At 65.6% G+C, this 24,955-nt stretch carries 18 protein-coding genes; 13 read left to right on the top strand and 5 right to left on the bottom strand.

The features are described 5' to 3' along the window. Positions 1–343: 343 nt before the first annotated feature. Together DFR29_RS16875 and DFR29_RS16870 are read right to left on the bottom strand one after the other, a co-directional pair. Positions 344–979: a hypothetical protein gene (locus DFR29_RS16875; RefSeq protein WP_133819783.1), complete on the bottom strand. Its 636-nt coding sequence runs from the start codon at positions 977–979 to the stop codon at positions 344–346. Further along, a complete protein-coding gene (locus DFR29_RS16870; protein ID WP_133819782.1) occupies positions 979–3,510 on the bottom strand; it encodes a penicillin-binding protein 1A in 2,532 nt (843 codons plus the stop codon). The genes DFR29_RS16875 and DFR29_RS16870 overlap by 1 nt, the downstream gene beginning before the upstream one ends. Positions 3,511–3,746: 236 nt before the next feature. Between DFR29_RS16870 and DFR29_RS16865 the strand changes: the two genes are divergently transcribed. The 13 genes from DFR29_RS16865 to DFR29_RS16805 all read left to right on the top strand — a co-directional run bounded on the left by DFR29_RS16865 (position 3,747) and on the right by DFR29_RS16805 (position 20,576). Then, complete coding sequence (locus DFR29_RS16865; RefSeq protein WP_243746088.1) at positions 3,747–4,805, top strand: pilus assembly protein PilM; 1,059 nt, start codon at positions 3,747–3,749, stop codon at positions 4,803–4,805. After that, complete coding sequence (locus DFR29_RS16860) at positions 4,805–5,482, top strand: PilN domain-containing protein (protein ID WP_133819780.1); 678 nt, start codon at positions 4,805–4,807, stop codon at positions 5,480–5,482. The genes DFR29_RS16865 and DFR29_RS16860 overlap by 1 nt, the downstream gene beginning before the upstream one ends. Beyond that, positions 5,479–6,183 (top strand): type IV pilus inner membrane component PilO, encoded by a 705-nt coding sequence (locus DFR29_RS16855; protein ID WP_133819779.1) that lies wholly within the window; start codon positions 5,479–5,481, stop codon positions 6,181–6,183. Before DFR29_RS16860 ends, DFR29_RS16855 begins: the two co-directional genes overlap by 4 nt. Before the next feature lie 2 nt (positions 6,184–6,185). Further along, positions 6,186–6,725 (top strand): pilus assembly protein PilP, encoded by a 540-nt coding sequence (locus DFR29_RS16850; RefSeq protein WP_133819778.1) that lies wholly within the window; start codon positions 6,186–6,188, stop codon positions 6,723–6,725. A gap of 103 nt (positions 6,726–6,828) precedes the next feature. Then, entirely contained in the window at positions 6,829–8,997 is a 2,169-nt protein-coding gene (locus DFR29_RS16845) for a type IV pilus secretin PilQ (protein WP_243746087.1), read from the top strand. A gap of 85 nt (positions 8,998–9,082) precedes the next feature. After that, positions 9,083–11,782, top strand: a complete 2,700-nt coding sequence (locus tag DFR29_RS16840; RefSeq protein ID WP_133819776.1) for an Ig-like domain-containing protein — start codon at positions 9,083–9,085, stop codon at positions 11,780–11,782. A gap of 235 nt (positions 11,783–12,017) precedes the next feature. Then, positions 12,018–13,205: an EAL domain-containing protein gene (locus tag DFR29_RS16835; protein WP_133819775.1), complete on the top strand. Its 1,188-nt coding sequence runs from the start codon at positions 12,018–12,020 to the stop codon at positions 13,203–13,205. A gap of 226 nt (positions 13,206–13,431) precedes the next feature. Further along, positions 13,432–14,427 carry an AAA family ATPase gene (locus DFR29_RS16830; RefSeq protein WP_133819774.1) on the top strand — a complete coding sequence of 332 codons (996 nt, stop codon included), beginning with the start codon at positions 13,432–13,434 and terminating at the stop codon, positions 14,425–14,427. A 7-nt stretch (positions 14,428–14,434) separates the two neighbouring features. Beyond that, a complete protein-coding gene (locus tag DFR29_RS16825; protein WP_133819773.1) occupies positions 14,435–15,415 on the top strand; it encodes a DUF58 domain-containing protein in 981 nt (326 codons plus the stop codon). Further along, the gene (locus DFR29_RS16820) at positions 15,415–15,894 is read left to right on the top strand and encodes a DUF4381 family protein (protein ID WP_133819772.1); all 480 of its coding nucleotides are present in this window, start codon (positions 15,415–15,417) and stop codon (positions 15,892–15,894) included. The genes DFR29_RS16825 and DFR29_RS16820 overlap by 1 nt, the downstream gene beginning before the upstream one ends. Beyond that, positions 15,887–16,885: a VWA domain-containing protein gene (locus DFR29_RS16815; RefSeq protein WP_133819771.1), complete on the top strand. Its 999-nt coding sequence runs from the start codon at positions 15,887–15,889 to the stop codon at positions 16,883–16,885. Before DFR29_RS16820 ends, DFR29_RS16815 begins: the two co-directional genes overlap by 8 nt. After that, positions 16,885–18,879 carry a VWA domain-containing protein gene (locus tag DFR29_RS16810; RefSeq protein ID WP_166654151.1) on the top strand — a complete coding sequence of 665 codons (1,995 nt, stop codon included), beginning with the start codon at positions 16,885–16,887 and terminating at the stop codon, positions 18,877–18,879. The genes DFR29_RS16815 and DFR29_RS16810 overlap by 1 nt, the downstream gene beginning before the upstream one ends. Then, entirely contained in the window at positions 18,876–20,576 is a 1,701-nt protein-coding gene (locus DFR29_RS16805) for a BatD family protein (RefSeq protein ID WP_133819769.1), read from the top strand. The genes DFR29_RS16810 and DFR29_RS16805 overlap by 4 nt, the downstream gene beginning before the upstream one ends. A 54-nt stretch (positions 20,577–20,630) precedes the next feature. Here the strand turns inward: DFR29_RS16805 and DFR29_RS16800 are convergent, their stop codons facing one another. The 3 genes from DFR29_RS16800 to DFR29_RS16790 form a co-directional block, all read right to left on the bottom strand. Next, positions 20,631–20,885 (bottom strand): WxcM-like domain-containing protein, encoded by a 255-nt coding sequence (locus tag DFR29_RS16800; protein WP_166654159.1) that lies wholly within the window; start codon positions 20,883–20,885, stop codon positions 20,631–20,633. A gap of 145 nt (positions 20,886–21,030) precedes the next feature. Continuing rightward, entirely contained in the window at positions 21,031–22,506 is a 1,476-nt protein-coding gene (locus tag DFR29_RS16795; protein ID WP_133819767.1) for an AMP-binding protein, read from the bottom strand. Between the two features lie 223 nt (positions 22,507–22,729). Next, entirely contained in the window at positions 22,730–24,940 is a 2,211-nt protein-coding gene (locus DFR29_RS16790) for a DUF5916 domain-containing protein (protein ID WP_133819766.1), read from the bottom strand. Positions 24,941–24,955 lie beyond the last annotated feature (15 nt).

Below are 24,955 nucleotides of genomic sequence, written 5' to 3'. Positions count from 1 at the left end.
GCCACCATGCCGTCGGCTGGTCGCGCGGCGTCCCTCGTTTCTGCCGTGCCGGCACTGCGGGCGGCGCGGGAACGCGGCGATGCTGCCGCAGCATCCTGATCCCGTCCGCGAGGCGGAAACGGGTGACTGCCTGCGCTGTGCCTGATGTGCCTACCGGCTGGGGGGGGGCGGCGCAATTCGCTACGCTCATCGGCGCCCTACAAAAGCGAGCGCGCCGCGACCGCACAGGGAGTCGATGAATGTGGCGAATTCGCGAGCTCGCTGTGTGGCCGCAATCATGCCCGGTGCTTGCGACAGCGTCGGGGCAGTTCGCCAGGCCGATCGCCCGCTGTGGAGCAGTGGATTAGGCGGAATCGTCCAGCAGTTGCCTGGCTGCGGCCAGGTTCGCACGGCGCATCGGCTTGCCGTCGATGCGGTCCAGCGGCGCCTGGCGCAAGGCGTCCAGGGGCAGCAGGGTCAGATCCAGCGGCATGTCGTCGGCACTGAAGCGATAGGCGTCGACACGCTCGATTTCCTCGGCCGACCAGCGCAGCTGGCGCTCGATCTGTTCGTAGGGAATGCCGTTTTCGTCGAGGAATAAAGCCAACGCCTCGGGGTTGTCGCAGAACAGGTGCAGGCAGACTGCGGAATACTGGTCGGCGGTGCCTTCCAGCACAGCACCGACCAGGCGCGGTTCGAACGCATGGAAAAACTGCATCGCCTCGACTGCGCATTGGCGCAGCGCGCGCAGGTAATCCAGGCGGTCTTCGCCGCCAAACAGGCGCTGATACTCGCGCAGGGCGTTTTCGATCTCGGTATTGCGCGGCAGGTGACGCTCGTCCTGTATGCCCAGACGCTGTGCCGCGCGCAGCTTGGCCTGGTGATAGTCGCGCAGGCCAAGCTCGCTGATCAGGCGAGCCGCCTCGGCGGCGATGCGCTGGCGCTGGTCGTCGCGGCGATCCTCGCCACGGCGACCGCGATGGTGCGTGGATTCGCCCATCAGAAGATGTCGTAGGCCTCGCCCTGCTGGCCTTCCTCGTTCTGCGCATCGGGCGGCGGGGCAGCCAGGCGCTCGATGTCTTCGCTCTTGAAGATCTCCAGGATGGAGCCGCTGTCGTCGCTGGACGCGAGATAGCCGGTGCTGGGATCTATGCGTGCGGTGCTGATGCCCGGCGGTGGCACGAACGGCGTTTCCGCCTTGCCGTCCAGGGCGACACGCATGTAGTCGACCCAGATCGGCAGCGCCGCCCTGGCGCCGAACTCGCCGCGACCCAGCGAGCTGAAGTCGTCGAAACCGACCCAGACACTGGTCACCATCTGGTCGTTGAAACCGCTGAACCAGGCGTCGCGATGTTCGTTGGTAGTGCCGGTCTTGCCAGCCAGGTCGTTGCGCTTCAGTTCCATCGCTGCGCGGCCGGTGCCGCGGCGGACCACGTCACGCATCAGCGAAGTGACCAGGTGCGCCGTGCGCACGTCCAGCGTACGCGGTGCCAGGCGCGGCTTGCCTGGCTCGGCTGCAGCGGCGTCGGGGCTGGGCACTGCGGCGGCGTTGGCGCTGCGGATTGGATTGAAGCGCGGACTATTGCCGGGCTGGGCCGTGGGGACGGCCGGATTGGTCACCGCCGGCACGGCTTCCCGTGCCAGGCGTGCATCGTCGAGCAGGCGCTCCGGGCAATTGCGGCAGGCCCGCGGTGCATTCGCCGCGTAGACCTCCTTGCCGTCGCGGTCGCGGATGCTGGCGACGAAATAGGGATCGACCAGCATGCCGCCGTTGGCGAGAACGGAATAGCCGCGTGCCATGGTCAGCGGCGCGACGGAAGCGGTACCCAGCGACATGGACAGGTTTTCCGGCATCGCTTCCAGCGGCAGGCCGAAGCGAGTGATGAATTCGCGTGCATAGCGCACGCCGATCGCATCGAGCAGGCGTACCGAGATCAGGTTCACCGACTTGACCAGGGCCTCGCGCAGGCGCATCGGGCCCTCGAACTTGTCGTCGTCGTTGGACGGTGCCCATATGCCGTCGGGGCGCGACGGATCGGGAAATACCAGCGGCGCATCGTTGAGGATGGAACTGGGCGTGAAGCCGTGCTCGAACGCCGCGGCGTAGAGGAAGGGCTTGAAGCTCGATCCGGGCTGGCGCGCGCTCATGGTGGCGCGGTTGAATTTGCTGCGGCCGAAGCTGAAGCCTCCGACCAGTGCCCGGATGGACCCATCTTCCGGATCCAGCGACACCAGTGCTGCCTGGGCGGCGGGCAATTGTGCCAATGTCCAGTTTTCCTCATCGCCGCGGGCAACGCGGACAATGTCGCCGACCTTGACCACCGCATCGACGCTCTTGGGGGCTGCGCCGCGGCTGTTCTCGCTCTGGTACGGACGAGCCCACTCCACCGCTTTCTTTTCCAGCACCACGCTCTGGCCATCAGCCATATAGAGCTGGGCATGATCCTTCGCGGTTTCGGTGACCAGGGCGGGAATCAGCCCGGCCAGCGGGCGGAAACTGGCCAGTTCGCGGGCGTAGTCTTCGGGTGTCGCATCGGGCTTGAGTTCCGCATGCGCTTCGGCACCGCGATAGCCGTGGCGCCGGTCATAGTCGATCAGCGCGCTGCGCACCGCCTGATTGGCCGCGTCCTGCATGCGGCTGTCCAGCGTGGTCTTGATGTTGTAGCCGTCACTGAGCGCATCGTTGCCCAGGCGTGCCAGCGCTTCGACGCGGACCATTTCGGCCAGATACGGCGCCTCCACTTCGATCGGTGGCTCGTGCGCGTAGGACTTGTCCGGTTCTGCCGTGGCGGCCTTCATCTGCTCTTCGGTGATGAAGTTGTTCTCGAACATGCGTGCAAGCACGTAGTTGCGCCGTTCTTCCGCGCGCTTGCGGTTGAACAGCGGATTGCCCGACGACGGGAACTTGGGTAACGAAGCGAGCATGGCGCATTCGCCCAGATCCAGCTGGTCCAGCGTCTTGCCGTAGTAGAACTCGGCCGCTGCGCCGACACCGTAGGCGCGGTGGCCAAGGAAGATCTTGTTGAGATAGAGCGAGAGAATTTCGTCCTTGCTCAGCGCACCTTCGATGCGCAGGGCAAGGAACAGCTCGGAAATCTTGCGCGTATAGGTTTGTTCGGGGCTAAGGAAAAAGTTGCGCGCCACCTGTTGTGTAATGGTGGAACCGCCCGGTCCCTTGTCGCCGCCCGTGCGCACCAGATGCCATACGGCACGGAATATTCCCTGCACATCGAAACCGGGGTGTTCGTAGAAGCGCGCATCTTCGGCGGCGAGGAAGGCGTTCTTTACCTTGTCCGGCACATTCTCGATCGCGACCGGAATGCGCCGCGTCTCGCCAAAGGTGGCGATGAGCTTGTCATCTGCGGTATAGACGCGCAGGGGCACCTGCAGGCGTACATCGCGCAGTGTCTCTACCGAGGGAAGGCGGGGTGAGATGAGCCAATAAGCGATGCCTACCGCGAGGCATCCGAGCACGGCTCCGGTCAGCGCGAGATACAGCGCGTAACGGAACAAACGAAAGAAAAGGCGCATGAGGAGCCGGGAATGTGATGACAGTCAAAGTCGGCGCGACCGGGCCCAGAGTATAGATCCTGCCCCCGTTTGCCGATAGCAGAAATATCCGCTCAGGGCCCCGGTTAGTGTGACAAAACCCATGGATTTTCATGGTCTTGGAGAATATTCTTCGGGTCGTTGCCATTTGGTTAAGTTTCGTATTTAATGTGACTGCGCATCTTTCGCTCGTAAGAGCGCGTGGGAAGGGGAAAAATGTGGGCCTGTTCAGTCCGAAAGCGCCGCCGCTGATTGGGGTGGACATCAGTTCGACGGCGGTTAAGCTCCTGCAGCTCAGCCAGTCGGGCGGTCGTTACCGCGTCGAGCATTACGCGGTAGAGCCGCTCCCACCCAATGCTGTGGTCGAGAAGAATATTGTCGAGGTCGAAGCCGTCGGCGAGGCGATCCGTCGCGCGCTGGGCCGCTCGGGGGCCAAGACCAAGTTTGCTTCCGCCGCGGTTGCTGGTTCGGCCGTGATCACCAAAGTGATCCCGATGCCTGCCGACCTCAGCGAGGAGGATCTGGAAGGCCAGATCCAGGTCGAGGCGAACCAGTACATTCCCTATCCGATCGAGGAAGTCAGCCTCGATTTCGAGACGCTGGGGCCAGTCAAGGACAACCCTGACATGGTCAACGTACTGTTGGCCGCCTCGCGTACCGAAAACGTCGACCTGCGCGTCGCCGCGCTGGACTTGGCCGGGCTTTCGGCCAAGGTGGTCGATGTCGAAGCGTTCGCGATGGAGAACGCCTTCAAGCTCATCGCCGACCAGCTCGCGGTGTCCAAGGACGCGGTAGTCGCTGTCGTCGATGTCGGCGCGACCATGACGACGCTGATCGTGCTGAAGAATCAGCGCACCATTTATTCGCGCGAGCAGGTCTTCGGCGGCAAACAGCTGACCGACGAAGTCATGCGCCGCTACGGTCTGTCGTACGAGGAGTCTGGCCTGGCCAAGCGCCAGGGCGGCCTGCCCGAATCCTACGAAATCGAAGTGCTGGAGCCATTCAAGGAAGCCATGGTCCAGCAGATCAGCCGATTGCTGCAGTTCTTCTTCGCCGGCAGCGAATACAGCAAGGTCGATCAGGTCGTCCTGGCCGGCGGTTGCGCCTCGATTGCCGGCGTGGCCGACATGGTGGAAGAACAATTGGGCGTTCCCAGCGTGGTCGCCAATCCGCTGGCGAACATGTCGCTGTCCTCCCGCGTGCAGGCGCAGACGCTGGCCCAGGATGCGCCGGCGTTGATGATCGCCTGCGGCCTTGCGCTCAGGAGCTTCGACTGATGGCCAGAATTAATCTATTGCCCTGGCGCGCCGAACGGCGCGCCGTCCGCCAACGTGAATTTGCCATGATGCTTGGCGCGGCGGCCGTGGCAGCGGTACTTGCCGTGGGCGGTGTCTGGTACTGGATGAATTTGCGCATCGAGAACCAGGCCGATCGCATCAGTTACCTGCAGGAACAGATCAAGGATGTCGAGAAGAAGCTGACCGAGATCAAGGAGCTGGACAAGACGCGCAGCAAACTGCTGCAGCGCAAGCAGGTGATCGAGCAGTTGCAGGCTAACCGTTCGCAGATGGTGCATATGTTCGACGAACTGGTCCGTACCATTCCCGATGGCGTGCGCCTGACTTCGCTCAAGCAGGTCGGCGACGTGCTGACGCTGGAGGGCGTGGCCCAATCCAACGCCAGCGTGGCGACGTACATGCGCAATGTCGAGGCATCGCCCTGGCTGGGACATCCCGATCTGAAGAAAACCGAAATCAAGCGCACGAGCGAGAAGCGCATGCCGTACGACTTTGCGATGGATGTGAAGTTGCGCAAGCCGGCGAGCGCCGAAGGCGAGGAGGGGCAGGGTGGCGATGCTGCCGGGGCTCCGCCTGGCGCAGCAGCGCCTACGGCGGCGGCACCTGCCGCGGTTCCCGCAACGCCCGCGCCTGACGCACAGGGGGCAAAGAAATGAAGGCCTCGGATTTCAAGAATCTGGATTTCCAGAATTCGGGCAACTGGCCGCAAGGGGTAAAAATGACCTTTTGTGTGCTGCTGTTCCTGGTCATCTGTCTGGTTGGCTGGTACTTCTGGATCAAGGGGCAGCAGGAAGACCTAGAGGCCAGGGAGTCGCAGGAAATTTCTCTGCGCAGCGACTTCTCGATCAAGCAGGCCAAGGCAGTCAATCTCGAAGCCCTGCGCCAGCAGCTGGAAGAAATGAAAGACATGCTGCGGCAGATGCTGCGCCAGCTGCCTAGCAAGACCGAGATGCCGGAACTGCTGGTCGATATTTCGCAGACGGCGTTGTCCACAGGCATCGAGAACGATCTGTTCCAGCCAGGTGCCGAGACGGTCAAAGAGTTCTATGCGGAAAAACCGATCAGCCTGCGCATGGTCGGTTCCTACCACCAGTTCGGCGCTTTCATCAGCGGCGTGGCCTCTTTGCCGCGAGTCGTCATCCTGACCATGCACGATGTGTCGCTCAAGCCTAAGGGCGCAACTACCGGCACCCGGGTCAGCCAGGCTCAGGCTGCACTGATGAACGGCGGAACGCTGTCGCTTGAAGGCACAGTGAAGACCTACCGTTACGTGGAAGACGACGAGACGCCCGAAGCGGCTGAAGCAGCCGGCAAGCCAGGTGCCAAGGCGCCGGCCAAGCCTGCGGGAGGGAAGTGAGCATGCGCCTGCGAACATTCGTCGTTCCCCTGTTGGCCATGCTGGTGCTGGCGGGTTGCACTGCGGGCCGGCGCGACCTGGAAGACTGGGTCGCTGCGGAAAAAGCAAAGAAGGGCGCGCCCATCGATCCGTTGCCGGTGGTCAAGACTTTCGAAACCTTCGAATACAAGGCCCAGGACACTGGCGGTGCCGACCTGCGCGATCCCTTCAGCCCGAGTGCGGAAGAGGCGCGTCAGGAAATCGCCGAAGGTGGTGCAAATGGTCCGACTCCCGACAAGGGCCGGACCAAGGAGCTGCTCGAGGCTTTCCCGCTCGACGGCTTGGCCATGGTTGGCACGCTGGGGATCGGCACTGCCATAGAAGGCTTGGTGAAAGATCCGGACGGGGTGGTCCACCGTGTCCATGAAAACAACTATCTCGGTCAGAACTACGGCCGTGTCACATTGATTGCCGAAGACCGCATCGAACTGGTCGAGCTGGTTCCCAACGGTGCCGGCGGCTGGATGGAGCGTCAGGCGTCCATGGCGCTCGGCGAAAAATAGAGGCCCATTGGGGGTGACTTTCATGACTACGACAGCTGCCAAAAATTCTGGACGTTCGTCCGGTCCCCTCAGTCGTCTGCTGCAGCGATGCCTTCCGGCGTTGATGCTCGCAGGTGCCCTGGGCTCCGGATCTGCCAGTGCCGAAAACGTACTTGAGAAAATCAGCTACAACACCTTGCCTGGCGGCCGGGTGGAAGTAACGCTGCAGCTCTCTGCGCCGGCCAACGATCCTCAAATATTCACCACCGATACGCCACCGCGCATCGCCCTGGACCTGGCCGACACGCGCAGTGCCCTGGCTCAGCGCAATGTGGAAATCAATACCGGCTCGACCACGGCAGTGTCTGCGGTGGAAGCCGCCGGCCGCACCCGGGTCGTGGTCGACCTTGTGCGTCCGTCCAGCTATGAAAGCAAGATCGACGGTCGCAATCTGATTCTGACCATCGGCAACGGCGTGACCGGTTCGGCCACGGCCACCGCCATGGTGTCGAACGATCCGAACAAGGCGGTCGCGGCACGGGGCGTCGAGGTGTCCAACGTCGACTTCCGCCGTGGCAAGAACGGCGAAGGACGCGTCGTTATCACCTTTACCGGTGAAGGCGCGACGACCGACGTGAAGCGCGAAGGCGACAACATCACGCTCGATCTCTACAACGCCAAGCTGCCGCCGAATCTGGCCCAGCGCCTCGATCTGCTGGATTTTGCCACGCCGGTGCAGTTCGTCGAAGCCCGTTCCCGCGGTGCTGGCGCGCGCCTGGAAATTACCGCCAAGGGGCCGTACGAGCAGCTGGCCTACCAGTCCGGTAACGAATACGTGCTGGAAATCTCGCCGAAAAAGGCGGAAGTCGACAAGAAGAAAGAGAAGGGTGCTCCGCCGGAATACACCGGTGCCCGCGTTACCTTCAACTTCCAGGACATCCCGACCCGTTCGGTGCTGCAGCTGATCGCCGACGTGTCCGATCTGAATATCGTGGTCGCCGATTCGGTTACCGGCAACGTGACCCTGCGCCTGATCAACGTGCCCTGGGACCAGGCACTGGACCTGGTGCTGCAGGCCAAGGGGCTGGACAAGCGTCGTCGCGACAACGTGATCTGGGTTGCGCCGCAGAAGGAAATCGCCGAGCGCGAGCAGGCGCTGGAAGATGCGCGCATTGCCTTGGAACAGCGCGTGGAACTGGACTCGGCCTATATCAAGGTCAGCTACGGTAAGGCCAAGGATATTGCGGCCCTGCTGACCAGCAAGAGCGGCGGTGGCGGTGGCGGTGGCGGTGGAGGCAATGAAACCTCGCGCGGCTTCCTCTCTTCTCGCGGTTCCGTCACCTTCGACGAACGCACCAACACTTTGCTGGTCAACGATACGCCGGAGAAGTTGGTCGAAGTGCGCAATCTCGTACTTACCCTGGATCGTCCGGTGCAGCAGGTGCTGATCGAGTCGCGCATCGTCATCGCCAATGACGATTTTGCCAAGGAACTCGGCGTGCGCTTTGGCGTGAGCGGCGGCTACGAGGACAACAACGGCAACGTGGTTTCGCTGTCGGGTTCGCAGGTAGCTGCCGATACCATGGCCAATGTCGCGCTGAACAACCGTTTTGCCGGCAATCGCGGCACGCCGGTCAGCGTACCGGGACAGACCCCGGGCGGCATCGCTACGCCTTCATTGGGCAATCGCTTGGGTGTGAACATGCCGGTTTCCTCGCCGGCCGGCAGTTTCGGCCTGGCTATTCTCGGCGCCGACTATCTGCTTGACCTGGAACTTTCCGCCGCACAGACCGAGGCTCGCGGCGAAGTGATTTCGAGTCCGCGCGTGATCACTGCCAACCAGCAGGAAGCCGTGATCAAGCAAGGCCAGGAAATCGGCTATGTGACCCTTCAGGCGTCCGCGACCGGCGGTGCCGGCCAGGCCACCGTGAACTTCAAAGATGCGGTGCTGGAACTGAAGGTCACACCGACCATCACCAACGACGAGCGCGTGGTACTGGCTCTCAATGTGAAGAAAGACAACATCGCGGCGCTGGTCGCCAATCCGGGTGGCGGCTTCGTACCGCAGATCGACAAGCGCGAAATCAACACGACGGTACTTGTCGACGACGGCCAGACGGTCGTGCTCGGCGGTGTCTATGAAGTGGAGACCCGCGACGATGTCAAGAAAGTGCCCTTCCTCGGCGACATACCCGGCGTGGGCGCACTGTTCCGTAACAAGACCAGTAGAAACGAGAAGGCAGAGCTGTTGATTTTCGTGACCCCACGCATTCTCAACGAAAGCCTGAAATAGACGCTTGAGCTCGCACGCCCGGCCGTTGACAACGGTCGGGCGTTGCGGCCAGAAACGCAATAAATTGCGAGCTTGGAGAGACGACATGAGAGTTTTTAATCGTTGCCTCGGTCTGCTGGCTGCCAGCCTGATGCTGGCCAGCTGCGGCGGCGGAGGCGGTAGCGGCGGCGACGGTGCGTTCCAGCCCACGCCGAGCGGAACCTTGGATTTGCGCGCCAGCACTACGCAATTGCCGTTGAACATTGGCGATGTGGCGCCGTTCGGCGGATCGCCGTTCATGAGCGAAGTCGATGTGACCTGGCGCCGTGCCAACGGCGATCTGGTGACCGGCCAGGAAATTGCGGTATCGATCAATCCGGTGGCAACGGCTTCGTTCTCTACTTTGGACGATCCGACCACGCCCATCTTGCGGGACGATCAGGGGCGTTACCTCAGCGGCAACGAGTTCCTCACGCGCCTGGGCAGCGGCCCGGTGGACGTTACCGGCGGCCACGCGACCATCTTCGTGCACTCGTCGTCGACCTCCGGTACCGCGACGCTGACGGTTACGGCGCGCGATACCGGTTCGAACACGACCATCGCCAAGACGCTGAGCTTCACCATCAATCCGTCGACCACGCCGTTGCCGGCGTCGATCGCCGTCGGTGCCAGCCCGACGCATGTCTACCTCAACGATACCGGCGGCAACAGCAGCTCGATCCTGTCTGCTGTCCTGCGCGACGGCAGCGGCCAGCTGGTACCCGATCCGGTCACCGGCAACACCGCGTACAACAATCTGCAGTTCGACGTGGTCGGCGGGGCCAATAGCGGCAACCTCAGCGCACTGGGTGCCGGCGGCGCTGTTTCGGGGGCCTCGATCAAGACCCGTACCATCCAGGGTACGGCTTCGGTCTCCTTCACTGCAGGCACCATCCAGGGCCCGGTGCAGATTCGCGTCACAGCAGATCGTGCCGACGGCAATGTGGACAACGGAATCACCAATCCCGTGTCGGTGGTGCAGACGATCAGTGTGTCGGACGGCAAGCTGTTCAGCCTGTCCATCACTTCACCCTCGCAGAGCGCGATTCTGATCAACCGCGTGCTGAATACGCCGATTTCTGACGACAGCTCCGAACCGTTGCCGAATATCGCCAACGGCAGCTACTCGCTCGTGGTCAGCGCGCTGGCTACCGATCGCCAGGGCAATCCGGTTCCCGAGGGCACGGTAATCCGTTTCGGCGCAATCGACTCGCCGCTGACCGGCTTCCCGGCCCAGGGCTCCGGCACCTTCGTAATCGGCGGCAACGACGGCAATCCGCAGGAATCCGGCACGCTGTTCACCGCGCCGACCGGCCGCTTCACCGGCACCGGCGACCGTCCGGGCCCGGGCGATACGCTGCTCGCTTTCGGCGACCTGGTCCCGGGCAACCGCGATCTCGAAAGCGCGCGCACGATTGCTTCGATCAACAGCCTGACCAGCCTCAACGTCAGCGTGCCGTTCAATCGCAACGACGACACCGGCAACAGCGTCGACTACGGCTCGGTGATCCCGTACGTGATCGGCCGTGCCCAGGACGTCGCTGTGCGCGATACCGGTAGCATCGACATTCCCGAGTTCCCGGATACGGGCACGCTGGGCGTCACCGACCGCTTCGGCGTCGCCAGCGCACTGATGACCTATCCCATCCGCAAGCTGGGCAAGAGCGTCTACCTGTTTGCCCAGGGCGATGGTGTCGGCGTCAATAACGGACAGAAGAAGGTCACCGACATCTCCGGTATCGTCTTCCCCGGTGTGGCCGATGCAACGCTCAGTGCGAACCCGGAAGAGATCCCGGGCAACACGACGGCCTTCGTCACCGTTTGCATCGTCGACAAGTACAACGCGCCGCTGCAGGGCATCTTCATCAACTATTCGTTTGCCGGCCTGCCGGTCGGTGCCGTCGGTTCGGTCGACGGCAACGGTCCGCAAGGCAGCACCGACACGGCGACCGGTCCCTCGGGCTGCGTGCTGGCCCAGGTCGTCACCACCGGCATGGGGGCTACGACTGGCGGCGGCACTACTGGCGAGCCCCGCGTGATCTTCTCCGCCATTGGCCTGAGCGACACGGTCAATATCATCGCGACGGGCAATCGCTCATTGACGGCGCAGCCTGGCGCGTTCCGCGGCGGCGGCGGTGTGATTACCCTGACCTTGCGCGACGCCGCCGGCAATCCGGTTCCTGGTGTGTTGATCACTGGCGAGTGCACTTCGCCTGTCGGCCTTAGCATACAACCGGGTGTTACCAACGCTCAGGGCCAGACCACAGCGACGGCGATCGACAACGGTCTGAACGGGTATGGCACGTCGGAAGATGCCGAGTGCACCTTCACCGCTGCCTCCGGCGAAGAGACCACGGTCACCTTCACCGGTATCGACTTCTGCGAGTCAGGTGCGGTCAGCCCGCCGCCTCCGCCGGAGCTTTGCGGCGGTACGGTCGATACATTCGACCTCACAGTCAATGTGAACCCGATGGCGGCTGGCAATCCGGCCTGCGGCCTGACCGTCACCAGCACGCCGACAGGCATTGCCTGCAGTGCGCCGGCCGGTAACGCTGCCGTCAGCTGCGTCGCCCCGTTCAACGAAGGTGTAGCCGTCAGCCTGACTGCCACGCCGACCGGTGCAAACTGCCCGCCTGCCGCATTGCCGCCCAATCCGCCATCGCGGACGGTGATATTCAGTGGCCAATGCGCGCAGACCGGCCCGCTTACCGCCAACGCAACCATGAGCTCGGCGCGTGCCTGCAACGTGTCCGTGACGGTTCCGTAAGCGAATTACGCAAACCGAGTAACGACAAAGGCCGCCGCGAGGCGGCCTTTGTCGTTACCGCCGTTGTGCCGTCGTTGACTACCGATGAGGGCTGCGCTGGCCGAAATCCGTACTGGAGCAGCGTGACAATGGCAGCGAGGCGTGCAGCAGATGCCCTGTCCCATCCCGCGAGCATGGGGTGCCCTGCAGCAACGGGCGCCTGCTAGCATCGGATCATCCCCGGAGGCAGCTTCTTATGGCCGCAACCTCGTTCCGCGTCGACGTGCCCGCCGGCAGCGTGCTGTTTCATCAGGGCGATGCGCCGACCTCGGCATTTCTGCTGGAGAGCGGTTCCATCGAAGTCATTACCGTGCATGGCGACGTATCGCGCCGACTGGGCGTGCTCGGTCCCGGCGACCTGCTCGGCGAGATGGCGGTACTCGACGATTCGCCGCGCAGCGCCACCGCGCGGGCGCTGGCCGACTGCGTGCTGATGCCGATCGACCGCAAGCAGTTCGCCGAGCGCCTGGATTCGGCCGACCCGGTGGTACGCGCCCTGCTGCTGAGCCAGATTTCGCGTTATCGCTCGGCCCTGGCACAGATGTCGGGCCAGATCGAACCGTCTGCCGCGTCCCTGCCGGTACCGCGCAGTTCCGACGCGTCGGTCGCGCTGGACAAGATCCGTCTCGAAGGCCATCTGCGCGAGGCTTTGGACAAAGGCGAACTGGAAGTCCGCCTGCAGCCGATCCTGGACATTGCGCACCATCGCATCGCCGGCTTCGAAGCACTGACGCGCTGGACCCATCCGGAGCGCGGGCCGATCTCGCCCGCCGAGTTCATCGCGCTCGCCGAAGAAACCTCGCTGATCGTGCCGGTCGGCGACTACGTGCTCGACCAGGTCTGTTCGGCACTGCAGCAACTCGCTCCGGGCGATGCCGCAGACCCCCTGTTCGTGGCCTTGAATGTGTCGGGCCGCCAACTGGCCGATCCGGCGCTGCTGGACCGCTTTCTCGCCGTCATCCGCGCGCATGGCCTGCAGCCGGCGCAGCTGAAGATCGAGATCACCGAAAGCCTGGTGCTGGACTACGTACAGGTCAGCCGCATCATCGAGCGCTGCCACGCCGCCGGCATCAAGGTGGCGCTGGACGATTTCGGCACCGGTTATTCCAATCTCGGCCATTTGCACAAGCTGGAATTCGATACCTTGAAGCTGGACCAGGGATTCGTGCGCCAGATGCACGAGCCGCGCTGCCTGGCCATCGTGCACGCGGTGGTGGTGATGGCGCATTCGCTGGGCTGCAACATCGTCGCCGAAGGCGTTGAAACCCAGGCTCAGCTCGATTCGCTGCGCGAACTGGGCTGCACCTACGCCCAGGGCTATCTGATCGGCAAGCCGCTGGCCCTGGTCGATGCCGTCGCCCTGGCGACAAGCGCGGCGGCATGATGACGCGCAGGCGCGCATGCCCCTGCCTTTCGGCGCTTGCGAAAGAGTGGGGTGCTGCCACTAGTGTCGCGCCGGCCGGGTCTGCGGCTGCCTGCTTCTGCCGCGGTCCGCGCCCGGTATGTTGCGCCGTCGTAGTGGCTGGTCGTCGCGATGAGCGACTCGGCTAAACTTTCTCGTTCCGTGGCGGTCATACCGCCGTTTTCGACGCCTTGCTGGTGAACTCTCCATGGATCAACCCGAACCGCAGCGCACCTCGTCGCTGATCGAAACCTTTTCAGCGCTGCGCGACGAGCTGTCCGCCTGCATCATCGGTCAGGCGCATCTGGTCGACCGCCTGCTGATTGCCCTGCTGGCTGACGGCCACCTGCTGGTCGAAGGCGCGCCCGGACTGGCCAAGACCACCGCGATCAAGGAACTGGCCAGCCGAATCGAGGCCGATTTCCATCGCGTCCAGTTCACCCCTGACCTGCTGCCCGCCGACTTGACCGGCACCGAGATCTACCGGCCGCAGGAAGCCCGCTTCGAATTCCAGCGCGGCCCGATTTTTCACAATGTGATTCTGGCCGACGAGGTCAACCGCGCCCCGGCCAAGGTGCAGTCGGCCCTGCTCGAAGCAATGGGCGAGCGCCAGGTCACCATCGGCCGCACCACGTATCCGCTGCCGCCGCTGTTCCTGGTCATGGCGACGCAGAACCCGATCGAGCAGGAAGGCACGTATCCGCTGCCGGAAGCCCAGCTCGACCGCTTCCTCATGCATGTTTCCATCGGCTATCCGGACGCCCAGTCCGAAACCGCCATCCTGCGCCTGGCGCGGGAGCGTGCACGTGCCGAACTGCACCACGTTCCGCCGCCGCGCAAATGCCTGAGCCAGGCCCAGATCTTCGCCGCGCGCGAGGCTGTGCTGGATCTGCATCTGGCACCGGCACTGGAGCAATACATCGTCGAACTGGTGGTGGCCACGCGCAATCCGGCCCGCCATGGCGACGATCTCGCCCGCTGGATCGCGTTCGGCGCCAGTCCGCGCGGCACGATTGCCCTGGACCGTTGCGCCCGCGCCCATGCCTGGCTGCGCGGCCGCGACTACGTATTGCCCGAAGACGTGCACGCAGTCGCGCCCGACGTACTGCGCCATCGCGTACTGCTGAGCTACGAAGCCGAAGCCGAAGGCGTGCGCAGCGACCAGGCGATCGCCCAGTTGCTGGCGCGCATCGCCCTGCCTTGAGCCGCGCATGAGCTTGCCTGGAAATCCGGCCGTCGCCACCGCGGCGCACCAACGCGGCGCCGCCCGCGGCGGCGTCGAAGTGGTGCTGGACGATCTGATCGCCCAGCGCATTGCCGCGCGCAGTCTGGTGCTGGCCGCCTCGCGCAAGGTGGCCGCGGCCCAGGCCGGCATCAAGACCTCGCGCTTCCGCGGCCGCGGCGTCGACTACGTGGAATCGCGCAGCTACCAGCCCGGCGACGATATCCGCAGCATGGACTGGCGCGTCACGGCGCGGACCGGCCGGCCACATACCAAGGTGTTCCAGGAAGAGCGCGAACGCAGCGTACTGCTGTTGCTGGATCACTCGCCCAGCATGCATTTCGGCACCCGTGTCTGCTTCAAGTCGGTGCAGGCGGCGCGCGCCGCGGCACTGATTGCCTGGAGTGCGATCCGCGGCGGCGACCGCGTCGGCGCGCTGGGTTTCGGCAGCGGCGTGACCGGCGAAGTGCGACCGGCCGGCGGTCCGCGGGGCGTGCTGCATTGTCTACGCGCGCTGAGCGACTGGGACACGTTGGCCCGCGTCGACCGCAGCGACAGCGCCACGCCACTGTCGGCCGCGCTGGAACGCGCACGCCGCCTGGCCCGTCCCGGCAGCCTGGTCATCCTGCTCAGCGACGGCTTCTGTGCCGATGCGGCTGCCGAAGCACCGCTGGCGCGGCTGGCGGCGCATGGCGACGTACGCCTGCTGACGCTGACCGATGCGCTGGAACTTGCCGCGCCGCCGCGCGGACGCTACGCCATCGAAGTGGCCGGCGCGCGGCGCTGGCTGGAGTTCGGCGGCAGCGCCGATGCGCAATGGGTGGCCGGCTTTCGCGCGCGGCGCCAGTTGCTGCTCGATCAGTGCAAGCGCCTGGGCATCGCCAGTCTCGCGCTGGATACGCGCGATGATCTCAGCCGCCGCCTTGCCGCACTGGGCCTGGCCCTGGCCACGCGCCGGAGCCCCGGCTGATGGCCGCGCCCGACCTGCCCACCCTGCGCGATATTCATCTGCCGCCGTCGCCGTCCTGGTGGCCGCCGGCCCCGGGCTGGTGGCTGCTGGCCCTGTTGTTGCTGGCCGCGCTCGCCTTTGCTCTGTGGCGTCTGCGCCAGGCCTGGCGCAGACGCCGCCGGCATCGCGCCATCCTGGCCGAATGGGACCGTCTGGGCAGCCCCCCGGCCGATGCAGCGGCGCTGCCTGCCTGGCTGGCCCAGGTTTCCCAGTTCCTGCGCCGGCTTTCGCGCGCCGTGCGGCCCGAGGCCGCGGCGCTGCAAGGGGCCGACTGGATCCGTTTTCTTGATCGCCACGACGACGGTTTTGCCGCCTACGCCGACGCCCTGACCGATGCGCCGTACCGGCCCGCCAGTGCCGGCATCGACGCGCCGCGGCTGCAGGCGCTGGTGCGCGGCCATGTCTGGCGCGTGCTGCACAGCGAGTTGCGCAATGTTTGAATTTGCCTGGCCCTGGCTGTTCCTGCTGCTGCCGCTGCCCTGGCTGGCCGCGCGCTGGCTGCCCGCCAGCGCCGAGCAGGGCAGTGCGCTGCACCTGCCGTATGCTGGCGTGGTCGATGCGCTGAGTGCGGCCTCATCGTCGCGCCGTGACGCGCGCCAGCGCCTGTGGCCCTGGCTGGTCTGGTGCCTGCTGCTGGCCGCCGTGGCGCGGCCGCAATGGATAGGCGAGCCGGCCGACCTGCCGCGCAGCGGGCGCGAACTGCTGCTGGCGCTGGACGTGTCGGGCAGCATGAATATCGCCGACATGTCCCTGGGCGGACGCCAGGCCACGCGCTTCCAGGCCATGCAGGCCATCATCGGCGACTTCATCGAGCGTCGCGGCGGCGACCGCGTCGGCCTGATCCTGTTCGGTTCCAACGCCTACCTGCTCACGCCGCTGACCTTCGACGTGAAAACGGTGAAGACCCAGCTGGAAGAATCTGTCGTCGGCCTGGCCGGCCGCGAGACCGCGATCGGCGATGCGCTGGGCCTGGCCGTCAAGCGCCTGCGCGACCGGCCCGAGGCACAGCGCGTGGTGGTATTGCTGACCGACGGCGTCAATACCGCCGGCGAGATCGATCCGCGCAAGGCCGCCGAGCTGGCCGCCGCGGAAAAAGTAAAGGTGTATACGGTCGGCCTGGGCTCGGAGCGCATGCGCGTCGACGATTTCTTCGGCAGCCGTACCGTCAACCCATCTGCCGACCTGGATGCGGGACTGCTCACCGAGATGGCGCAAAAGACCGGCGGGCGCTTCTTCCGCGCGCGCGACACGCAGGAATTGGCAGGTATCTACCGCGACATCGACCAGCTCGAACCCGCCGCCGACCAGAGCCAGCGCTACCGCCCGGTGGACGAATGGTTCCATCTGCCGCTGGGCCTGGCGCTGCTGCTGGCCCTGCTGCCGGCGCTGTCGCTGCGACGCCGGCGGGAACCTGTGGAGAGTGCGGCCTGATGGATATGTTGCATTTTCTGCGTCCCTGGTGGTTTCTGGCCTTGCTGCTGCTGCCGCTGCTGTGGCGTGCGCTGCGCGCCGACGGCGGTCTGCAGCGCAGTTGGGCGCGCGCCGTCGATGCGCATCTGCTGCCGCATCTGCTGGCCGGTGCCGAAACGCCGCGCCGCGCACCGCTGCTGCTGGTGTCGGTGGCCTGGACCATCGCCTGCGTCGCCGCGGCCGGGCCGGCCTGGGAACGCCTGCCCACGCCGCTGTACCGCAACCAGGCGGCGCGCGTGATCGCGCTGCAGCTGAGCCCCAGCATGCTGGCGGCGGATCTCAAGCCGACCCGGCTGACGCGTGCCCGTTTCGCCATCCGCGACCTGCTCGACGTGCTGGCCGACGGCCAGGTCGCCCTGCTCGGCTATGCCGGCGACGCCTTCGTCGTGGCGCCGATGACCGACGACGGCGCCACTGTGCGCAATTTGCTGATGGAACTCGATCCGGGTGTGATGCCGGTCGCCGGCAATGCCACCGGCGCGGCGATCCGCCGCGGCGTGGAACTGCTGCACCAGTCCGGCGCGGCGCGCGGCGAGATCATCCTGGTGCTGGACGAAGCCTCGGCCGATGCCCAGGGCGAAGCCCAGGCGGCGCTGCGCCAGGGCGTGCGCGTTTCGGTGCTGGCCGTGGGCACGGCGGCCGGAGCGCCGGTCAGCCTTCCACAAGGCGATTTCTGGAAAGATAGCGCCGGCAATATCGTCGTGCCGCGCGTCGATGCCGCCAGCCTGCAGACGCTGGCCCGGGTTGGCGGCGGCAACTTCCGCGTGCTCGATGGCAGCGCCGCGCCCGACCTGGCCGGCCTGGTCGCCGCCACCGGCACGGCCAGCATCGACGCCAAGGATTCGCCTGGCGTGGACAGCGCCCATTGGCTGGATCGCGGCCCCTGGCTCGCCCTGTTGCTGCTGCCGCTGGCCCTGGCCGGTTTCCGCCGCGGCTGGCTGGCGGTGCTGCTGCTGGCCTGCCTGGGCGTGCAGCAGCCGGCGTATGCGCTGTCCTGGAGCGATCTGTGGCAGCGCGACGACCAGCAGGCCTGGCAGTCGCTGCAGGCTGGCGACGCGGCCCAGGCGGCGGCCCAGGCCAGCGACGCCGACCTGCGCGGCGCGGCGCATTTCCGCGCCGGCGATGCGGAGGCTGCGGCCAAGGACTGGTCGCACGGCGAATCTGCCGATGCCGCCTACAACCGTGGCAATGCGCTGGCGCAGCAGCAGAACTACGAAGCGGCGATCGATGCCTGGAATCAGGCCTTGCAGCGCGACCCGCAGCATGCCGACGCCCTGGCCAACAAGCAGGCCGTGGAAGACTGGCTCAAGCAGCAAGAGCAGAAGCAGGGCAAGGACAAGAATTCCTCGTCCAAAGACCAGCAGCAGCCCCACGGCGCCAAGCCCGACCAGCCGCAGCAGGGCAACCAGAATTCCTCCGATTCAACCCAGCAGTCGCAGGACGCCAGCGCCGGCGAAGACGGCCAGCAGCAGGACGGCCAGTCCGGCCAGCAGGGGGAGGCGGCGCAACAGGGCCAGCCCGGTGCCGAGTCCAAGGGCGAAGACAAGTCCGGCACGGCCGGCGAAACCCAGCAGCGCCAGGACCAGGCTTCCAAGCAGGGCCAAGCCAAACCCGGCGAGCGCGACGAAGCCGCCGGCAAATCGGGCCAGCCCTCGGCCAAGGCCGATGCGAGCCAGCAGCAGGCCTTCCAGCAGGCGATGGAAAAGGCTTTGCAGCAGGGCAAGGACGCTGCCGGCCAGGCCCAGCCCGGCCAGAAAGATGAAAAGGGCGAACAGCAGGCCGTGACCGCCGGCACGCCGCAGGAATCGGCCGAAACCACCGCCGAGCGCGAACAGCGCCAGGCAGTAGACCAGTGGCTGCAACGCGTGCCGGACGATCCGGGCGGCCTGCTGCGGCGCAAATTCCAACTCGAATACGAACGCCGCCAGCGCGGCGGACAAGGCGGCGAGCAATGAACACCTTCCCGCGATGGGCGCTACGCACGCTGCTGGCCTTGCTGCTGGCGGCGCTGGTCTGGCCGGCCTTGGCTGCCGATACCGTGCGTGCATGGCTGGATCGCGACAGCATGCAACTGGGCGAAACCGTCACCTTGAACGTCGAAACCAGCGGCGCGCTCGGCGAGCCCGATTTCAGCGGGTTGGAAGCCGACTTCGAATTGCTCAACCGCTCCAATTCCAGCTCGGTCAGCATCGTCAACGGCAGTGCTTCCAGCACCCAGCTCTGGGCCATAGGGCTGAAACCGCGGCGCGAGGGCAAGCTGACCGTACCGGCACTCAGCGTCGGCACGCACAAGACCGCGCCGGTCGAGCTGAACGTCGGCGCCGCGCCCGTGGTGGCCAGTGCCAAACCTGGCGACGACCTGTTCGTCGAACTCAGCGCCGATCCGCTCAATGCCTATGTGCAGCAGCAGGTGCGGGTGACGCTGAAACTGTTCTATGCCATCAACCTGACCGACGGCGGCCTGGACGAGCTGACCGCGGCCGATGCCGTAGTGCAGAAGCTGGGCCAGGACCGCAGCTACGAAGCCGAGCGCGACGGACGGCGTTACCGCGTGCTGGAGCGGCGCTATTCCGTGACCGCGCAGAAAAGCGGCAACCTGGCGCTGCCCGCAGTCAATTTCCGCGGCCGCGCGCTCAGCGGCAACGACCCGAATGCCATGTTCTTCGGCCGCGGCCGTGCGGTCAGCGCGCGCTCCGACGCGCTGTCCATCGAGGTACGTCCGCGCCCGGCCGAGTCGGGCAACAGCCCGTGGCTGCCGGCGCAATCGCTGGAGCTGCGTATCGACGGCGCCAATCCCGCGGCGCCCGCCCGGGTCGGCGAGCCGCTCACTGCGACCATTACCGCGACGGCCCAGGGCCTGGGCTTCGAACAGCTGCCCGAACTGGAAATGCCGGCCATCGAGGGCGCGGAAATCTATCCCGACAAATCCACTACGCGCTCGCGCGAGAACAACGGCTGGATCATCGGCGAGCGCAGCCGCAAGTTCGCCATCGTGCCCAAGCGCGCCGGCACCTTGCATGTGCCGGCGATGCAGCTGAACTGGTGGGATACCGCCAGCAACAAGGCCGCCCTGGCGCAGACGCCGGCCTTCGACGTGGAAGTTGGCGCCGCGACGGCGGCCGATGGCGCGGGCACTGCGGCGGTGCTGCCCAATGCCGCACCGACCGAAGCCGCAACGCCGGGCCTGGCGACCGCTGCGTCCGGCTACGATTCGTCGCGGGCGGAAATCTGGCGCCTGCTCGCGATCGGCAGTTTTGTCTTGTGGATTTTGACCCTGCTGGCCTTTCTGTACTGGCGCCGCAGCCCGGTATCGCTACCCGTTGCTGCGGCCAGCCCGGCAGCGGCACCGGGTTCGCGCAAGGCTTTCGACCAGGCCGTGGCCGGCAACGATGCCGCCGCCACGGCGCGCCAGCTGCTGGCCTGGGCACGGCACGAAGGCGCAAGCGCGCGCAACCTGGGCGAACTGGCGGCACAGCTGCAGTCGCCTGTGCAGCGCGACGCCATCGCCGCGCTGCAGGCCAGCCTGTATGCGGCAGACGCCACGACATCGGTGCCGGCCGGCTTCGCCGCCAGCTTCAGCCGCGGCCTGGAACTGGCAAGCCGCGCGGCCGCCAACGACGATGCGGTACTTCCCCCATTGTGGAAAAGTTGATGTCTGTGGCGCAGGCGTGACGCCGGCGCCGCAGCGCATTGCAGGGCTGGCGACCTAGGTTGCGGCTTTCTTCAGCGCAACGAAACGCACGTAGTCGCGCACATAGTCGTCCGCCTCGTAGTGATGCGAGGCGAACACCAGCAGCACGGCATCGCTGGAATACTTGTACTGGATGCCCCAGGTGATCGGCGGCATAGGAATGCCCAGCTCGGGCCGGTCGAGCAGGAATTCCTGCTGCCGCTCGCCGTCCCACCGCTGCGCGCCGCACTTGGCCGTTACGCGGTCGCCGCCGCCGCCGACGTACTCGATGAATATGTGATCGCAGATAGTGCAGTCGCTGCCGATGTGCGCCTGCGGCAGCCCATGGGCGAAAGCCTATACGCGGGTGTCGTCGCCGATTGCGCTGCTTTCGCAGCAGGCCAGGGGGTGGACGTAGAAGCTCATGGACGCATGCTCATTCAGTGCCGGCGGCCTGGACGCCGTCGTGCGCGCCCAGACGCGCCGTTTCGCCGCTGCACCAGACATTGGGAAAATGGGAAAAATACTTGGCCTGGAAGCGGCTGCCGTCGCTGTCGCCGAGCAGCCCCAGCGGCAGCGACGGAAACGCCGCCAGGCAGGCCAGGCGGCCGGGCAGCTCTGCCTGCGCCACGCCGCTGGCGTCGAGCACGTCGATCTTCATGCCCAGCCCGCGGCAGCCGCTTTCGTCGCTGTACACCGGCAGCAGCGGACAGCCCAGCACCAGGTGCGACAACCCGCCCGCGTCGCCCCACAGCGTCGACAGCATCAGGCGCGACTTGATGCGCGCATAGACCTGCTCCACGGCCGCTGCGGGCAGCGGCGCACCGAAGGCGAGCACGGTCTTTAGCGACAGCAATTTGTGCGTCTGCTGCGGCTGCAGACCGCTGTCGAGAAAGGCCTGCAATGGATCCGCAGCGATGGCCAGCACGCTGACGCTGTGCTGGTCGAGCAGATCCCAGCTGCCGGCCCTGGCCAGGTCGAAATCCGCATCGGCCATCACCAGGGTGGCGCCGACAGCCAGGCCGGACACCAGCCAGTACCACGCGCTCTGCCCCGGCTGCGCGCTGAACAGGATATGGTCTTCGCGCTTGAGGTCGGCGTGCAGCAGCAGTTCCTTCAGGTGCTGGATCAGCGTGCCGCCGGAGGAGTGCAGGCTGATGTCGCCGTCGTCGCCGCACAGCGCGAACAACGGATGATCGAAGCCGGCCAGCTCGAACTGCAGCGGCGGCGCCTGTGCAACCAGCAGTTCGCTCCAGTTGGCATGGCCGGGGCGATGCATGTCGACAAGAATGGAAAGTTCAATTTTGGGAACTTTATCGGCTGCCGCCGCCGTGGCGACGAGCAGGCGTGGCTGCAGTGCGGCGGCCGCGGCCTGCAGGCGCGCAGCGTCGCAGTCTGCCGGCAATGCAGACCAGATCGCGCCGGCGGCGACGGCCGCAAGCAGGGCGACTACGGCTTCGATGCCGTTCGGCAGTATTGCCAATACCGTATCGCCGGGCCGCAGTCCCAGCGCGCGCAGACCCGCTGCAGCGCGGGCGACCTGCTGCTGCAATTGGGCATAGCTGAGTTCCTGCCGGTGACCATAGGCATCGCTGCCGATCAGGGCGCAGCGCTCGTCGCGGAAACGCAGCAGGTTCTGGGCGAAATTCAGCCGGATGCCGGGAAACCAGCGCGCACCGGGCAGGCGTCCTGCATCGACGATCACCTCGTGGAACGTGCCCGAGGCGCGAATGCCGCAGAACTCCCACAGCATCGGCCAGAAACGTTCCGGGTGGCGTATCGAGAAATCGTAGAGCGGAGCGAAGCGGCGCAGATCGTCGTTGCCGGTCTGCTCGCGCACATAGCGCACGAAACGGTGGATGTTGGCGCGCTCTATGCGCTCGGAACTGGGTTCCCAGATCGGTTTCTTCATGGCTTGGTGCCTGTCTTCCGTGGCGCCGCGGTTCCGGGTAACTCCGTGGCTGGGGCCAAGTTTGCCAGAGCTATCCGGCCTTGGCGCAAGTCCATTGCAGTAGCAGTTGGCGTTCAGCAATGTGCACGCGCCGCTGTGGCGCGCCGCCGCGCCGGATCGACTACCCGGTCGTCCGGCGCGTGGCAGTGCAAGACGAGCGAACGGGCAATTCCCCTACGCGGCCTCAGAAGCGATAGCGCACCTTGGCGAGAAACTGGTCCGCATCGCGCAGGCTGAGCGCGTCGGTAAACAGGTCAATGCTGTCGTCATGCCGTTCGCGCCGCTCGTAGCCGCCGCGGCTGTAGACCAGGTACAGCTCGGACTGCGGTGCAAACTCGTAGCGGTAGCGCAATTGCAGGCCGAAATTGTTGACGCTGAAATCGTCCGCCGTGCCGTCCGGGTACAGGCTTCCACGCGGGCCGATGCGGTACGCCGTCGCGTCGTGCGCGTCGATGGCGAACCACTGCAGCTTGGCGCGCAGTTCGTGGCGCGCGCGGGGAAACCAGTTGATGTTCACCGCCGTGTCCCACTGCGTGCGGCGATAGCTGGCAAGGCGGTCGCCGTCCAGCCAGATCAGCCAGTCGCGGCTCCAGCGCGGACTGATTTCGCCGTCGATGGACAGACGGTCGTTGACGCTGTAGCTGATGCTGGATTCCAGCTGCAGCGCCCAGTCGTCCACGCCTTCCTGCAGTGCCCAGACGCCGAGCTGGTACTGCCATTTGCCGCGGCGCGCGCTCTCGAATTCGGTGAACAACGATTGCCGTGCGTCGCGCCAGATCTTGCCGTTGCCGCGCGTGATCTGGTCGTCCCAGCCGGCGCTGTCCAGGCGCAGTTCGAGGAAATGCGAACCGCCGGCGCGAAATTCCGCGTTGCGCGTGAGGTAGCCGTAGGCACTCAGCCGGTCGCCGTCGTCATTCGCCCGATATATGCCGATACCGCGCCAGGTGATGGCAGCGATGGACGAATCGGCCGGCAGGTTGCTGCGCTTGTAGCTCGACTCCCACAGCGCGCGATTGAAATTGTTGCGCGGCATATAGCCGGCGTCGTTGAAATCCAGCGCGCCGCCGAGGTGAGTCAGTATGGCGATGTGCTGCCATTGCGGCGTCGGATTGGACAGCAGGCGCAGCACGCCGCCGCTGTCGCGGCTGTTGACCCCGGCCTGGTCGATGTCGCTGAGCAGAAACTGGCCTTCCAGGCGCAGACCCGGCGATATGGCCCAGCGCCAGTCGTTCGCCATCACCTGGGCCTGGCGGTCCAGTGCGGGGCGATCGACCGAGGTGATCAGCGTGCCTATGCTCGACTCGCCGATCGGATACAGCAGCCGTGCTGCAGCAAAGCGGCGGCCCGCGTCGTCGGCTTCCTCGGCCAGCAGCGCGCCGTATTTCAGATTGCCCGCATTGCCGTTCACCTTCACCGCCGCGGCGATGTCGGCCGCGTTGCCGCTGCCGTCGTCGGAAGCAGCGCCTATGCGCCGTGTATACAAAATCACGCCGTCCGGCGCACTTTGCAGGTCGAACAGCGCCTGGTTCTCGGTGAAGAACGGGCGCTTGTCCGAGTAGAAGGTTTCGATCGCGTCGAAGTTGACCACCAGTTCATCCGACTCGACCTGGCCGAAATCCGGATTCACCGTTGCCGTGAGCTGGAAATCGCCGCTGGGCTTCCAGAACAGGTCGGCGCCGGTACGCAGCTCGCTGCCCGGATGCTTCAGGTCGTACAGCGCCGAGACGTACGGAAAGAAATCCAGCACCTGGCTGCGGTACTGCGCAATCATGACGCGCTCGAAGCCCGACAGATAGACCGAATTGTCGTAGAACACCGGCGGCATGGCCGACCGCTCGCTGCGCGAGGCAACGACGCGATCCACATTGACCGCCACTTCGCGCGTCGGCGTGCTGCTGCCGCGCATGGTTGCGATGGTCCAGGGCAGCAGGATTTCCACGCTCCAGCCGGCCTCGTCTTCCTGCACCGCGTGCTGCCAGTCCGCGTCCCAGTCGGTGCTGAAATTGTTTTCGTTGGTGATGATCGCGTCTTCGATCGAATCGGACATCGATACGGTGAAGTTGTAGCCGGTCTTGCCGTCCGCATCGAAATCGATGTTCACATTGACGCGATCGGCATTGCGGATGCGGTCGCGCGGCGTGAACGGCTTGACGCGCGGAATATCCGCCGGCTGTTCGCAGCGGAAGGCGAAGGCAATGCCTTCGGGCGTGGACAGCATGCGCGCTTCGGTGACGACCGTGGCCGCGTCCAGCGTATACGGCTGCACGCGCTTGAAATCGCGAAAGACGTGGGCGTCGCGCCATTGCGCTTCGTCGATGCGTCCATCGATGCGCAGTGCCGTCTGTGCCGAGGCGGCGGCGGGAACCAGGGACAGCAGCAGGAGGCGCAATAGCATGAGAAGTCGTATCGG

Source organism: Tahibacter aquaticus, from assembly GCF_004363655.1.
Lineage (GTDB): Bacteria > Pseudomonadota > Gammaproteobacteria > Xanthomonadales > Rhodanobacteraceae > Tahibacter > Tahibacter aquaticus.
Note: the sequence above shows the minus strand (reverse complement) of the source record. Positions and strands in the feature narration are given on the sequence as shown.

What these genes read in the sequence shown, in the direction of transcription:
- DFR29_RS16860 (WP_133819780.1), top strand. Translation starts at nt 4,805, where the DNA reads ATGGCCAGAATTAATCTATTGCCCTGGCGCGCCGAACGGCGCGCCGTC.
- DFR29_RS16835 (WP_133819775.1), top strand. Translation starts at nt 12,018, where the DNA reads ATGGCCGCAACCTCGTTCCGCGTCGACGTGCCCGCCGGCAGCGTGCTG.
- DFR29_RS16870 (WP_133819782.1), bottom strand. Translation starts at nt 3,510, where the DNA reads ATGCGCCTTTTCTTTCGTTTGTTCCGTTACGCGCTGTATCTCGCGCTG.
- DFR29_RS16850 (WP_133819778.1), top strand. Translation starts at nt 6,186, where the DNA reads ATGCGCCTGCGAACATTCGTCGTTCCCCTGTTGGCCATGCTGGTGCTG.
- DFR29_RS16825 (WP_133819773.1), top strand. Translation starts at nt 14,435, where the DNA reads ATGAGCTTGCCTGGAAATCCGGCCGTCGCCACCGCGGCGCACCAACGC.
- DFR29_RS16790 (WP_133819766.1), bottom strand. Translation starts at nt 24,940, where the DNA reads ATGCTATTGCGCCTCCTGCTGCTGTCCCTGGTTCCCGCCGCCGCCTCG.
- DFR29_RS16815 (WP_133819771.1), top strand. Translation starts at nt 15,887, where the DNA reads ATGTTTGAATTTGCCTGGCCCTGGCTGTTCCTGCTGCTGCCGCTGCCC.
- DFR29_RS16805 (WP_133819769.1), top strand. Translation starts at nt 18,876, where the DNA reads ATGAACACCTTCCCGCGATGGGCGCTACGCACGCTGCTGGCCTTGCTG.
- DFR29_RS16820 (WP_133819772.1), top strand. Translation starts at nt 15,415, where the DNA reads ATGGCCGCGCCCGACCTGCCCACCCTGCGCGATATTCATCTGCCGCCG.
- DFR29_RS16845 (WP_243746087.1), top strand. Translation starts at nt 6,829, where the DNA reads ATGCTCGCAGGTGCCCTGGGCTCCGGATCTGCCAGTGCCGAAAACGTA.
- DFR29_RS16830 (WP_133819774.1), top strand. Translation starts at nt 13,432, where the DNA reads ATGGATCAACCCGAACCGCAGCGCACCTCGTCGCTGATCGAAACCTTT.
- DFR29_RS16810 (WP_166654151.1), top strand. Translation starts at nt 16,885, where the DNA reads ATGGATATGTTGCATTTTCTGCGTCCCTGGTGGTTTCTGGCCTTGCTG.
- DFR29_RS16875 (WP_133819783.1), bottom strand. Translation starts at nt 979, where the DNA reads ATGGGCGAATCCACGCACCATCGCGGTCGCCGTGGCGAGGATCGCCGC.
- DFR29_RS16795 (WP_133819767.1), bottom strand. Translation starts at nt 22,506, where the DNA reads ATGAAGAAACCGATCTGGGAACCCAGTTCCGAGCGCATAGAGCGCGCC.
- DFR29_RS16840 (WP_133819776.1), top strand. Translation starts at nt 9,083, where the DNA reads ATGAGAGTTTTTAATCGTTGCCTCGGTCTGCTGGCTGCCAGCCTGATG.
- DFR29_RS16855 (WP_133819779.1), top strand. Translation starts at nt 5,479, where the DNA reads ATGAAGGCCTCGGATTTCAAGAATCTGGATTTCCAGAATTCGGGCAAC.